Annotated in this window: 10 protein-coding genes; 7 read left to right on the top strand and 3 right to left on the bottom strand. The window is 48.3% G+C overall.

Translation table 11 applies throughout. The annotated features are described in order from the left end of the window. Nucleotides 1–70: 70 nt before the first annotated feature. Nucleotides 71–1,228, bottom strand: coding sequence for an FAD-dependent monooxygenase (locus tag ACW9JV_RS14900; protein ID WP_457335806.1), 1,158 nt, complete (start codon nt 1,226–1,228; stop codon nt 71–73). Nucleotides 1,229–1,301: 73 nt separating this feature from the next. Then, a complete protein-coding gene (locus ACW9JV_RS14895) occupies nt 1,302–2,114 on the bottom strand; it encodes a hypothetical protein (RefSeq protein WP_457335804.1) in 813 nt (270 codons plus the stop codon). Nucleotides 2,115–2,226: 112 nt separating this feature from the next. On the opposite strand from ACW9JV_RS14895, the gene ACW9JV_RS14890 reads away from it, so the two are divergent. The 3 genes from ACW9JV_RS14890 (at nt 2,227) to ACW9JV_RS14880 (ending at nt 4,122) form a co-directional block, all read left to right on the top strand. Beyond that, nucleotides 2,227–2,598 (top strand): hypothetical protein, encoded by a 372-nt coding sequence (locus ACW9JV_RS14890; protein WP_457335802.1) that lies wholly within the window; start codon nt 2,227–2,229, stop codon nt 2,596–2,598. Nucleotides 2,599–2,634: 36 nt separating this feature from the next. Beyond that, nucleotides 2,635–2,835 carry a hypothetical protein gene (locus ACW9JV_RS14885; protein ID WP_457335800.1) on the top strand — a complete coding sequence of 67 codons (201 nt, stop codon included), beginning with the start codon at nt 2,635–2,637 and terminating at the stop codon, nt 2,833–2,835. Between the two features lie 381 nt (nt 2,836–3,216). Further along, a complete protein-coding gene (locus ACW9JV_RS14880; protein WP_457335798.1) occupies nt 3,217–4,122 on the top strand; it encodes a peptidoglycan DD-metalloendopeptidase family protein in 906 nt (301 codons plus the stop codon). A gap of 157 nt (nt 4,123–4,279) precedes the next feature. On the opposite strand, the gene ACW9JV_RS14875 is transcribed toward ACW9JV_RS14880, so the two are convergent. After that, on the bottom strand, nt 4,280–8,050 hold the full coding sequence (locus tag ACW9JV_RS14875) for an S-layer protein (RefSeq protein ID WP_457335796.1): 3,771 nt from the start codon (nt 8,048–8,050) through the stop codon (nt 4,280–4,282). 304 nt (nt 8,051–8,354) lie between these two features. Between ACW9JV_RS14875 and ACW9JV_RS14870 the strand changes: the two genes are divergently transcribed. From ACW9JV_RS14870 to ACW9JV_RS14855, 4 genes are all read left to right on the top strand, one after another. Next, a complete protein-coding gene (locus ACW9JV_RS14870) occupies nt 8,355–9,296 on the top strand; it encodes a carbohydrate ABC transporter permease (protein WP_457336080.1) in 942 nt (313 codons plus the stop codon). A gap of 15 nt (nt 9,297–9,311) precedes the next feature. Beyond that, nucleotides 9,312–10,148 (top strand): carbohydrate ABC transporter permease, encoded by an 837-nt coding sequence (locus ACW9JV_RS14865; protein ID WP_457335794.1) that lies wholly within the window; start codon nt 9,312–9,314, stop codon nt 10,146–10,148. Between the two features lie 31 nt (nt 10,149–10,179). After that, nucleotides 10,180–11,517: an ABC transporter substrate-binding protein gene (locus ACW9JV_RS14860; protein ID WP_457335792.1), complete on the top strand. Its 1,338-nt coding sequence runs from the start codon at nt 10,180–10,182 to the stop codon at nt 11,515–11,517. A gap of 63 nt (nt 11,518–11,580) precedes the next feature. Then, the gene (locus ACW9JV_RS14855; protein ID WP_457335790.1) at nt 11,581–13,335 is read left to right on the top strand and encodes a hypothetical protein; all 1,755 of its coding nucleotides are present in this window, start codon (nt 11,581–11,583) and stop codon (nt 13,333–13,335) included. The last annotated feature ends 20 nt before the right edge of the window (nt 13,336–13,355 follow it).

Raw genomic sequence — 13,355 nt, 5'->3', positions numbered from 1 at the left:
TCAAGTATATGCAACCTTTTGGTTGCTGTCAACCAAAGGGTTGCGTATTATATTCTGCATCGGGGGATGTCTATGGAAGTTCAGCTCTATTCAAATGAATAAACCGGCGGAATGGCGGAGTGACAGCCAGCCGCATGCCGGCCTCGCGGAGCCAAAGGGTCATATGATTTTCCGGCGCAAACCATTTTGCATAACGCCGCCCGGATTGTTGGATGTCCGCAATGACAGGCTGCATCCTCTGCTCATAACGCTCGAGGGCGGTGAAAAGATCCGGTTCTTTTTCGATTTCGCAGGAGAGCACCCACGCGCCGGCCATGGCCATAGACGCCCCCTGTCCCGCAATCAACGAAACGGCTTGGCAGGCATCACCTACCAGTGTCACACGACCGTTCGTCCATTCAGACATCTGTACCTGTGACACCTCGTCAAAATACAGATCCGAGGCTGTTTCGGCCGAATCGAGCAAATCGGGTATGATCCACCCCAGATCGCTGTAATGGGACCGCAGCTCCCGGGCGATCGTTTTTCTGGTGATCGGATGCTCGAGGCGGGGTGATTTGTACATGAAAAAAGTGGCCGCTCTGCCTTCACTGATCGGATAGACCGAAACCTGCCGATTGGGACGTATCAACATATTGAAAGATTGACGGTATTTCTTATCCAACCTGTTCGCATCTAATATAAAGGCAGCGGTGTTGTACCCCAGGAAATGGAGGGGCGATGGATCGTTTCCGAATGTCAGGGAACGGACCCTGGAATGAATGCCGTCGGCTCCCACCAGCAGATCACAGGTGAAGGATGAAGCGTCGGAGAGCTTGGCATCGACGCCTTCAGAACGCTGGGTAAACGATTGAACGGTGGTACCGAAACGAAAATCGACATGGTCTTTGATGCGGTCGTATAAAACACGTTCCAGGTCCCCCCGCATGAAATTGTAGTGCCTGTTCTGAAGCATACTCCGCAGGGATTGGTAGGGAATGGATGATTTCTCCTTCCCCTTCGGATTCAGTAATTTCAATGAATCGACTGGATAATGAATATTCTCCAGCTCAGACAGCAGCCCCATGTTTTCAGCTGCCGCGTACCCGGGTCCGAAAAAATCGATCATATAGCCTTCCGTACGGAGTTCCGATGCTTTTTCCACGATGGTCACGGCGTGTCCGGAGCGGAGCAGACCATCAGCCAATGTCAGTCCGGCAATTCCGCCGCCGACAATTAAACTATTCATTATCCCACTCCTTTACAGGCTGGAAAGCGTGTTTTTTAGTTTACGTGACAGTGTCATTATTTATAACGGAGCATTACTGTTTCACCCGGGCTGTGAACAAATACCCAATCACCGCGAGAAGCCGGATTTTATTGGGATAGGAAAGCTGGTCCGACAATTCAACCATGTCATTCTGCGAATCCCGGAACACGGAGGTATACTCGTGAGGAAATTTTCCATTGTAAAAATAAGCCCACTCGGTGCCTTCTTCATCCCGCCATCTGAAATCTCCGGAAAAGCCGGATGCGTGAATGTCGAGAATCTCTTCCTGCTTTTCGTTAAAGAGCCGCCCCTTTATACGAAACAGTCCCTTCAGCTCCTCTTGTATGTACGTGCCGAGCTCCCTGTTTTCCCGGTCAAACATTGTTAATCTTACCTGTTTGATCCAACCTGTTTTCCGGAACGTGAAGATCGTTTCTCCGTCGTGAGTGAGAAATTCATACGTACACGGAAAAAGGTGAACGATGGATTCGTTAAACAAGCTGAACGGAAGCAGCCACCAAGGGACATGCTGCGGCTTCACGACGCCGATAAACTTCCCGTCTTTCTCAAAAAGGAGCAGCCTTGGGGTGACTGCCGCATCCTTTTTGATCACGACATGATTCAAGTCGGACAGCGGCTTGTCGGAAGGGGGAATGTCCAGCTTGCTGACTTTGTTGTAGTGGGAACGGCTGGACATAATGATGGAGAAAATAAATCCAAGCGGTAACAGAAACACGAGCATTTCCAGCCAGTCTCCTGTAGTTTCCGGCGGCTGAAACAACGGCCATCCCGCAAAAACCAGTATCATCAATCCTAAAAAGACATACCCCAGTTTTTCACGTCGTTTATACATTTCTGCAATCATACGATGTTCTCCTCTTCCGTTGGAAATGTTTCTCTTTATTTTAACACGAAAAAATGAAAATTCTTGTGATAAAATGGAAAAAAGCGGCATGTGTGAAGGATGCCCCGGTTGAATGGCTTCGAAAAAAATCACTGCTTTGATGATGGTGCTTCTGGTGTTAGCCGGCTGCAAAAGCATGGATCCCGAAGCGCTCGGGAACCCCTCTCCAAAAGACTACCTGGAGGAAGACGGCGCTGACATTTTCATGTTGGACGGCGTTGTGTATTCCAACGCGGAAGGCGTCGACTGGGTTGAAGATACGGATTATAAGATACAGGCAGAAAAGGGAAACATCACAAAACAGAGTGACAGGCCGGGCGGATTTGACGATGGTACGGCAAACAAACTGCCGGTCGGCACAACCATCTATCAAACGAACAGCCAGGTGTATGTGGCGGTGGCAGGCGAGAAAGAAATTCCTTATTTGAAAATGGTGGAAGGGTGATGGCTGTGGCAGTAAAGGAAGAGGAGAGAAAAGAAAATGTTGATTGAACTGATGCAGGGGATAGCGATGTTTTATTATTGGACCTGGTTTATCTGGCCGTTTGTGTTTGTGTTTTCTCTCGTTCATGCTATAACTTCTTTAGTTAAAGACGATAAAGCATCGATAAGACCTGCCATCACGGCTTCCATATCACTTTTGATCATTCTTGCCGGCGTCGTTTCACCTATAATTAAATAGAAAAATATATCATAATGAAAGAATACAACCACCCCCTTTTATTACAGCATAGTCTGTTGGGAAAGGGGGTGACTGATAGTGAGAGAACACGACTGTTGTCCTCATCACAGGCATAGACCATGCGGCTGTGAAGACAGTATAAGAAAATTAAACAGATATCACCATTGCGACTTTGAATCGAAACGTGAATGCCTTTTGGCATGCACCGATAAATTATACAAGTGTCTTTCCCGATGCAGATCCTGCGACGATTACTGTTTGGAATGTTGTGTGCAGGATGCGCTTCGATGTTTTGACCGATGTTTTCACTAGATTAAAAAAAGGTTCAGGCGGCATAAGGCTTTCTTCCCTTATGCCGCTTGATCATAGAGGAGGAAGAACATGACGGGGACTATCATTCAATTAATGATGTTTCAATTTCTGCTGCCGGCAGCATTTCTCATTTCGCTGTGGCGGGCCAAACAGGAGAGTAAGCTCGAATGGATCATGCAGGCTCTGTTCACGACGGCATTTATCAGCTGGATCTTTTTTGCCCAGCCGTGGGACTGGTTCAGCTATTACTTTCGTTTCGCGTGGCTGCTCGTGCTGCCCGCGGCGCTTCTTTTCACCTGGCGGAAAGTAAAACCGCAGCCGTTCCGCGTGACATACACCCGGAGCCGGAAATGGTCGATTGGTATCAATGCGGCGCTGCTGCTGATTTTCGGAATGTACAATATCTGGATTTTCAGTGGTTACAATGCGGAGGAAGAAGCGGTGGAGCTCTCCTTCCCGATGCAGGACGGCCTGTATTACGTCGGGCAGGGCGGCAGTCACACGCAGATCAATTACCATAACTCCCACCCCGCCCAGGAGTACGCGGTGGATCTCGTTAAATTGAACGCGGCAGGCGCAAGGGCCGCGGGGATTTATCCGGAGCATCTGGGGGCATACCACATCTACGGGGAAACCCTGTACAGCCCGTGTACGGGAGAAGTGGCCGCCAGCCGCAGCAGCCTGCCGGACCTGACGCCGCCCGAGACCAATCCGGATCAGCCGAGAGGCAATTTCGTAGAGATAACGTGCGCGGACCAGGACGTTCAGGTACATATGGCGCACATGCAGGAGGGCAGCGTGGCGGTGGAAGAAGGAGACGAGGTGCAGAAAGGCGGCCGGATCGGTGTTGTCGGCAACTCCGGCAACACGACCGAACCCCACCTTCATATCCACGCTGAGCGCGGCGGCAAAGGCGTGCCGATTCAGTTTAACGGACGCTTTCTCGTGAGAAATGATGTCGTGTGGCAGCGTTGATGAAAGGGGAAGCGTTGCGAGCGAAATGCTGGACTTTACGAGCGATTTCATGTCGATTGCGAGCGAAAATGGAGATGTTGCGAGCAATTCGATGATTTCATAAGAAAAAGAACTTCGATCCTCGTCAACGGATCGAAGTTCCCGATGGAATCCTTATTTATGCTTCTACTAAACCATCCACTGCCTGCTGCAGGGAGATTTCTGCAGCATACACTTCAATCTGGGAGGACTGTGGATTTTTCAGTACCTGCTTGGCATGCTGCCGGGTTTTGTGGAATGACTTCCAGCTGTCTTTTGTATACTCTTTATGGCTTTTGTCCTGTTGGGCATCAAATAACTCCTGCAGATCAGTCTTATCTGCTTCTACAGTACTTTCTCCCGTAATGATGTCGATGCCGTCCAGTTCAAAGCTTCCGCCTTTGACAACGATCTCGGCGGTATGGCTTTTGTTTTCAAGGCCGCGCAGCATATAGGAAGTCTGTCTGGCACCGGTGGCATGAATCCGGTAATCCTCCTTGATAAGCTGGTCATCTACATAGACATCAATTAACGCGTCCGGGGTTGCTCCAAACAAGTTAAATCCAGAGCCTTCAAAGTCAAATACCATGCTGCTCTTCTCTTCATCCAGATCCGGGGTGCTGTGAATATTGACGCCGCGGTAATCCATGTACGTTTCCTCTGCATCATTGCTGCCTAAAGACACTTTCAGTGTGTGCTGCCCTTCCTCCAGATTTCTCACGGAATAGCGGATGCCCGTGTCTGGATCTACGGTGTGGCTGCCCATATCTTCTCCGTCCAGTTCCACATCATAGGCGGTTTCTTCCCCGGTTCCGGCTAAATAATCAATCCCGGTTCCTGTGAAATGGACAAGAATGTACGGATTGTCTTCAAAAGCTGCCCAGGCGTTGGTACTGTTGGCCCCCCATGTATTGCCGTTTTCACGATAGGCGTACACGGTATTTTCTTCGTTTCCGATTTCCGAATCCTCTGAGACAGCGGTGAAATCATCCGGAGCTAACGTATCAACAGCAGTGATCGGCTGCTCTTCTGAGGTTTCTACTTCTGCCCGTGTGAAACTGGTATAGTCTTCCTTCGCCACGACCTTTACCGTATGCGTTGTTTCTTCGAGGTTATCGGCGGACCATACCATCTGCTCCATTTCACTGTTGTTCAGATAGTCTGCTTCCCCGGCCGGTTCGCCATCCAGATAGACATCGGCCGTTCCGTTGGCTGGATTCGTTATGCCGTATAACCGGATCTCATTTCCTTCGAATGTGATTTCAAAGGAATCCCCATCAGATCCCCAGGCATTTGTTCCATTGGAGGACCAGTCTCCGGAGTAGAATACTTTGTTTAACGTTCCCTCTGTTTCCGTTATATCTTCATGGCCGACGGTTATACCATTCCAGACAGGGAAGTTGGTTTCTGCGGTCATCAGGGTCCGGTTAAAATGATCATAGCCGGTCTGGCTGTATTCCCAATCGCCGATATACCCAATCGGGTTCAGGTCGTCGTTATCCGCGGCTGCTTCTTCTTTTGTATCATAGCTTTTTCCTTGAGCATTGTCCCACTTTTTTGACTCATAGGAATATCCATCGACCGGTTCTATTTTCAGGTTATCAATGAGTGTTTGATAATAACCGGAACCAAGGGATACTCTTCCCGCCATCACGGTGTAATCTTCATCGGTGTAGGTTGCAATTTCTTCATTGTCCAGATAGAGCGTGAATTCATTTTCTTTAGCTTCCAGTGCGATATTGTGCCATTCCTTGTTATTAAAACCATCTATAGTGCCTTCTTCCACAATGTTTCCAAGTTTCACTATCTCATAGCTTCCATCTTTATACACTTTGGCATAGTAGGGCGCCTGGGAGTCACCGCCGCCCGACTTGACCTGACGAACTCCGATGAGAGCATAGTTTCTTCTGTTTTCGGCTTCCGGAGTATAGGTGTCGAGCAGAAAGTCGTAAGACACTTTATAATTGACCCAGCGGTGGTCGCCGATATTCGTATTGGGATTGCTGCCGGCAGCTGAACCGTCTGTACCGCCCCAAACAGCCCAGTCCGCTCCGATAATATCAGGTGTGATTTTCTGTTGCAGCATGTTCCCATGTTTGTCCGCTTCCGGAATGTCACGTTCGATACGCTCGGAGCTGCCTTGTTCTTTGGGCTTCGTTGCGTTTTTTACTACCTCGAACGCACCGAGCTGATCGGTCGTGTAACGCGGTGTGCCGCTCCGCCGTTCCACATAATCTCTGCCTTCCTCATCTTCCCCGTACTCCTCGTATTCGAAATCATCTTCATAGGGAAGCGGAAGAATCGAATCCTCTGAGATGTCTACAGGATTGGATTCATAGGCGAAGTTTTCCACTTCGGCTTCTTTGTCCAGGGTGGATACAGTAATAAGGGAGTAAGGACCGACTTCAATATCATACTCTCCATTTTCCGGGGTGATGGTATCTACATGCTGGAACCAGTTTTCATCGATCGCTTCTCCTTCCTCCGGCCCTTTCGTTTCCCAGACGTAAACAGGAGCATTTTCTTTTCCGTTTAACTGTTCCGCCTGAATCGTATAGCGTCGTGTGTCCTCTGTATTATTGGCGAAAATGGTGGAGTAATCATCCGTTTCGGGATCTTTCAGGGTCATGTAATTATGCGTGCTCGTATCCACGTCCACTCCACCGTCGAAAAATTCGCCGTCGCTGTACGTTGCGTCTTTTATATACTGCCAGCGTTCATTTTGTGAAGTAGAGGGGTCGTCGTGTTCAACGAAATTCATGACGTGGCGGACGCCCTGAATGCCCCCATCGGCCTCATAAAAACCAGACCAGGGATCCATGGCACCGATCAATTGTTTTGGATTGTACGTGGCTCCCTGGTAAAAAGCAGCGACAGAAGGCTGAAAGTCAAAAGAGACAGCATTCAGTGAATAATCACCGGCGCCTGTCCACGTATAAGCAGAGATGATACGGGACGTGACATCTACAATCCCGGCTTGTCCACCAAGCCCTTTGTAATCGGGTTCCATATTGTCCCGGTAACGGGCATTAATCATGGGAGCAATTCCTTCCGATATCCAGATTTCTTTCGGTTCTTTTCCATTACTGGTAAGAGTGTTCTGAAGTTCCGCCAGTTCTTCGGAGCCGGATATCTCATAATGAGTGCTGATCACATCGATCTCTTCCCGGAGGTCTTCATGATCGAGCAGTACCTGGCTGATAGAAGATGTATCCCGGTACCCGTCGGCGGCGACAAGTTTGATGTCCTCGTAATCCTCCTCATAATTGGGCTCCTCTTTTAAAGCAGAGGTGAAATACTGCAGCCACTCTTCATCGATTCTCCCGTTGCCGTTCTGGGCCCGTTCGTTTTGGGATACACCAACATAATCAAGTTTAAATCCATATTCTTCTTCCACCGCATCGATGGTTTGTTTATACCATTGATATCTGTTTTCATAATTCCCGTCCGCTGCGCCTTCCCAGGTCCATCGTGGTTCTCCCCAGCGGAGGATCTCGGTCGTAATATTTTCATTGATGGATTTCGCATCGGCAGCAAACTGAAAACCGGCTCCGCGCAGTACATCGGCAGGTTCATCCGCATATCGTTTTGTGGCTGGTTCCGTTCCGGATGAAGAGTTGACATCCGCACCCAGCTCGACTTTCACATGTGCCAGTCCGGCACCTGTTTCGGGATCGAATAGTTGATGCATGATCTCCCAGTAAGCGTCCGGATGTTCTTCCTTATAATCCATCATCAACCGGGACGTGTTATTTGCCGATACCGTTCCGAAGCCTTTAAACCGGTTGTGTTCGTCTACATCATTTCCATTGACGGTGATCGTTTCCCTGTTTTCATCAGCTTGAACATCGTTACCAGCTGCCACAGCCGCCAGACCTGGTAAAACAAGAAATAGTGCAGCACATGCCAATCGGTTCCTCCGCATCAAAGTTTACAACTCCTTTTCTTTTGATAGGATAGTATCCGCCCGTTGCGCTGCGGTCCCCCTTTCATGAAAGTCCATAATGGTTCTCATTTTACCTCTTTTTGTATGCGCTTACATATAAAAATTTTGCTCATTCTGAAAAGAATTTGACTGTATCACCGGACGTGTTAAAAAAGCAAAATTCTTTTCTTTTCAGTCAAATATATTCCATGTGCACAATACTGAAAGCGCATACACTAAACATACAGTTTCAACAGTCTGCCAAGACATGGGGGTGATAACGTTGGCAGTGAATGAAACGCAGGCAGAATATGCGGAAAAAGTAAAAGTGAAGCAGGGGAGCCGCTTTAAAAGCATTAAATTCAAGGAAAACCTCGCGGGTTATCTTTTTGTTGCTCCGATGCTGATTGGAACGACCATTTTGATAATTATTCCTATTATTATCGCTCTTGTTGTCAGTTTTACGGACTGGGTCTTTATCAGCGGATTTGAAAGCCTGAATTTCGTAGGACTGGAGAACTTCAGGACGATGGTGCAGGATGAACCTTTTATCCAATCCGTGGTGAACAACTTCTGGCTGATCCTGGCTGTACCATTAACGATGGCTCTGTCGCTCGTACTTGCCGTTATTATCAATAAGCATGTATACTTCAAGGGATTTTTCAAAGTTGTGTATTTTATGCCTTATATCTCAAGTATTGTGGCGATTGCGATCGTGTATCAACTGTTGTTTCATCCGACATACGGCCCCATTAATGAGTTTTTGATGTCGGTCGGCATCGATAATCCGCCGAAGTGGCTCGCGGACTCGAACTGGGCGTTGATTTCCGTCATTATGATTACCGTCTGGACGTCGATAGGGTTTAATCTCATCATATATCTCGCCGGTTTGCAGAATATTCCGTCGGATTTGTATGAAGCGGCGGATATGGACGGGGCTTCCGCCTTGGTGAAATTTCGGAACATCACGATTCCGATGCTTTCTCCGACGACTTTTTTTCTATTGATTACAGGCATCATTTACAGCTTTAAATCATTTGAGCTGATTGTGGTGCTGACAGAAGGCGGTCCGGGCTATTCGACTTCTGTGATTGTGTACTACCTGTACGAACAGGCATTTGAAAATCTGAAATCCGGGTATGCTTCAGCGATTGCGATTACCCTGCTCGGCATCCTGCTTATTATTACAGCCGTGCAGTGGCTCGGCCAGAAGAAATGGGTGAATTATTAGAGGAGGTGATAAGCGATGCGCCGCATACGAGCATGGAACACGAAGAAAGTCATCATTACCGTCATTATGTTTGCGATAGGACTTCTCTTTTTGATGCCTTTTATCTGGATGCTTTCGGCCTCTTTAAAGGCGGAGGCCAATGTATTTTCGTATCCCATCGAGTGGATTCCTTCTGACTGGCAGTGGGATAATTATGCCAGAGTATGGTTCGGGGAGCAGCCTTTTATTCTTTATTACTGGAACTCCATTAAAGTAACAGTACTGACCACGCTTCTTTCTGTAACCGTTTCCGCGCTGGCGGCCTACGGGTTTTCCAAGATTCGTTTTAAGGGGAGGAATGCGCTGTTTCTCATCGTCCTTGCTACATTTCTCATTCCCGCCCAGGCCATTCTTGTTCCGCAGTTTATTATGTACCGGTTTCTTAACTTGTTTGACACCCATACCGGCTTAGTGCTCCTGAACAGTTTCAGTGTTCTCGGAACTTTTCTGCTCCGGCAGTTTTTTGCGAGCATTAATGACGATTATATCGACGCTGCCAAGATGGACGGAGCATCCCATTTCACGATCTTTTACAAAATTGTCGTTCCGATGATGACACCGGCCATTTCCACCTACGCCATTCTCCGGTTTATCTGGACATGGAACGATTATCAGGGACCGCTTATCTTTCTTCGTTCAGAATCTCTGTCGACGATTCAGCTGGCGATTGAGAAATTTTCAACGAGCAGCGGGGAACTGTACAGTTTGATCATGGCAGGATCTGTCTCTGCCATTCTGCCGCTGATCATCATATTTATTATAGGTCAGAAATATGTCATCGAAGGCATTGCGCGCGGGGGAGTCAAAGGGTAACTTTTTCATTAAATACAAGGAGGGTTTTATGATGAAAAAATCATGGATTACGCTGTCGGGAATTCTGCTTTTATCGGCGCTGGCAGCTTGTTCCGGAGCGGAGGAGTCCGAAAGCAGTGATACGTCGGATGACGGGTCATCCGGAGATGAAGTCACCATCCGGCTGCATCACTGGTATAACGAGGATCAGGATAACTGGAACGAAGTCATCGCTTCCTTTGAAGAGGATCATCCAAATATTAACGTAGAGTCGGTCACACCGGAAAACAATGACGCGAATGAAACGATGCAGCAGATTGACCTGGCCGCGGCATCCGGTGATCAGCTTGATGTCATTATGGTCAACGATGCTTCCAATTATGCGCAGCGGGTCAGCCAGGGTATGTTTGAACCGTTGAATGATTACATCGAAGAAGCAGGGTTCAATTACGATGAGGAATACCGGGTTAATACGTCCGTAGATGACAATTATTATGCGCTGCCGGGAAAATATAACATGAACTTTGTCATGATGAACCAGGATAAACTGGAAGAAAATGATCTGGACATACCAACCGAATGGACCTGGGATGAATTCATGGATTATGCCGCGGAATTGTCGGAAGGGGAAGGCCCCGACAAGATGTATGGCACGTATTTTCATACGTGGGTGGATTATGTGAAACTCGCGGCATTCAACCAGATGGAGAACAGTAATCTGGTAAAAGATGACGGCGTCACCTCCAATATTGACAGCGATATTATGCGGCAGTCGCTCGAAATCCGGCAGCGCGGGCATGAAGAAGAATCAGCGGTGCCTTATGACGAAACGATATCCCAGGAGCTCAACTACCGCGACCAGTTCTTTAACCAATCTGCCGCTACCATCATGACAGGAAGCTGGATGATCAGTGAATCAGGAGGAATTGACGGCAGTCCGGCACCGTTTGAAGTTGCCTTTGCTCCGTATCCGAAAGCCGCGGAAGAGGATCCGATCACAACGCCTGCCGGAGCCGACTTCCTTTCTGTCTATTCCGGCTCACAGAATAAAGACGAAGCCTTTGAGTTTATCCGCTGGTACACGACAGAAGGCATCCAGGAACAGGGAAGATACCTGCCATCCTACCAGGATGCGGAACTCCAGCAGGTCGTTGATAATCTGGTAGAGGGAAGTGCCGCTCCGGACATGGTGAATAAAGAATCCCTCATTGACGTGCTGGAAGCATCCGAAGCATCCCCGCTCAACATTCCTCCGACCTTTATCGGAGAAGTGGAAGATGCTTATATGAGTGAAACAGACGCCTTCCTGCTTGGTGAACAGGACCTGGAAACAACGATACAGAATGCAGATGAAACGGTGCAGGAAATCATTGATAACAACGCTGAATAATGAAGAAAAGATTAGGGCCGTATGGTCCTGATCTTTCCTCGTTCCAGGAAGGGGTGTGAACTCATGCTGTTATCTTCAAAAAAAGGAGCACAGCTTCTTCCGGCCAAAGCTGTAGACAGCAGCTGGTGGAAAGAGCGTCCCTTCCATCCAGCTTATCAACAGCTCGTGTCCGAAGTGAAAGAAGAAGCGGAAAAGCTCATCCATCAAGAGACGCCCCGGTTAACCGATGCTTTGTTTCGTTTATTCGAAGAGACAGGGTCCCGAAAAGAGTATGAAGCGGTTTATTTCCAGAAAAGACACAGGCTGAATACGTTTGCTGTCATGACATTGATTCATCCGGGAGAGAAGCGGTATAAAGACGCCCTGCACCGCGAAATAGAAGCAGTCTGCGAGGAGAATACATGGTGCCTGCCCGCCCATATAAAGAATAACGATGTGCACACGATTGATCTATTCGCGGCGGAGACAGCTTTCGCTTTAAGTGAGCTGAGAAGCATCGTACAGCATGACCTGGAGCCCCGGATCCAATCAAAAATATACGAAAATGTACAGGAACGTGTGCTTCAGCCCTTTTTACAGCAATCGTTTCACTGGGAAACAGTGGACCACAATTGGGCGGCTGTCTGTGCCGGTTCCGTAGGCGCGGCTGCGATGCACCTGCTGGAAGATGACGGCGTTCTGACTGCCATATTGGAGCGGAATCGGCGGACGATGGATTACTTTCTGAATGGTTTTGAAGAAGACGGGGTGTGCCGGGAAGGGTACCAGTATTGGCAGTACGGCTTTGGCTTCTTTGTTTATTTTGCTGATCTTCTGGGCGCGAAAACAAACGGACGAATCGACCTGCTGCAGGATGAAAAGGTACACCAGATTTCGCGTTTTCAGGAGAAGGTTTTTCTTTACCATCATATCGTTGCGAATTTTTCAGACTGTGTGCCCGGGCAGTATGTCCACATAGGGCTCAGTCATTACCTGCATCACCGATTTCCGGATGTCACCGTTCCGGTATCGTCATTAAGACCTCCCTATGCAGCGGATCACTGTGCAAGGTGGGCGCCGTTTATCCGCGAATGGATCTGGACCGATGAAAAACTGGAGGGAGAAGAATGGAAGGAAGGAGACTACTTTTTATCCTCCTCGCAGTGGGTGGTCTCCCGGTACCGCTCCGGAGATAATCATTATGCCTTTGCGGCAAAAGGAGGACATAATGATGAACCTCATAACCACAATGATATCGGTCATATGATCGTAAGCAGGAACGGCCGAATGATGCTGAAGGATCTTGGATCCGGGTTATACCAGAAAGGGTATTTCGATGAAAAACGGTACGAATTCATCACGAATCACGCCCTCGGCCATTCACTGCCCGTCATAAATGGAAAGTGTCAGGTGGAAGGAAGGGACAGAAAAGCGGAGGAGACCATCATAACATCAGACGGTGCGCAGCTTGTCTATGGCCTGGAGTTAAAAAAAGCGTATTCTATTTCCGGATTGACGTCGTTTCACCGGCAGTTCATCTGGAAGAAAGGAGAGCATCCTGTTCTGGACGTTGTGGATACGTATGAGCTGCGAGAGCGGCCTTCCAGTCTGATGGGGCAATTTATTATGGGAGATCTGTCTTTTCGGGAAGAAACCAAGGGGGCCATCACGACAGATGACATGGTTATCCACTATGACCCGGAGCAGATGACGTCCCGCATCACCCGCGACTATTTCATGAATCATTTCGGAAGGAAAGAACCGTACACTCTGTTGAAATTATATATCCATGAACCTCGGGAAACAGGTAAAATGGAGGTAACGTTTTCATTCTCTTGAGAAAATAGAGGGGTATGGGT

This window comes from Salibacterium sp. K-3 (assembly GCF_054052005.1).
The sequence above is the reverse complement of the archived record's forward strand: the minus strand, read 5'-3'. Positions and strand labels throughout refer to the sequence as shown.

Coding starts and splice junctions, on each gene's coding strand:
- ACW9JV_RS14900 (WP_457335806.1), bottom strand. CDS start 1,228: ATGAATAGTTTAATTGTCGGCGGCGGAATTGCCGGACTGACATTGGCT.
- ACW9JV_RS14895 (WP_457335804.1), bottom strand. CDS start 2,114: ATGATTGCAGAAATGTATAAACGACGTGAAAAACTGGGGTATGTCTTT.
- ACW9JV_RS14890 (WP_457335802.1), top strand. CDS start 2,227: ATGGCTTCGAAAAAAATCACTGCTTTGATGATGGTGCTTCTGGTGTTA.
- ACW9JV_RS14885 (WP_457335800.1), top strand. CDS start 2,635: ATGTTGATTGAACTGATGCAGGGGATAGCGATGTTTTATTATTGGACC.
- ACW9JV_RS14880 (WP_457335798.1), top strand. CDS start 3,217: ATGACGGGGACTATCATTCAATTAATGATGTTTCAATTTCTGCTGCCG.
- ACW9JV_RS14865 (WP_457335794.1), top strand. CDS start 9,312: ATGCGCCGCATACGAGCATGGAACACGAAGAAAGTCATCATTACCGTC.
- ACW9JV_RS14860 (WP_457335792.1), top strand. CDS start 10,180: ATGAAAAAATCATGGATTACGCTGTCGGGAATTCTGCTTTTATCGGCG.
- ACW9JV_RS14855 (WP_457335790.1), top strand. CDS start 11,581: ATGCTGTTATCTTCAAAAAAAGGAGCACAGCTTCTTCCGGCCAAAGCT.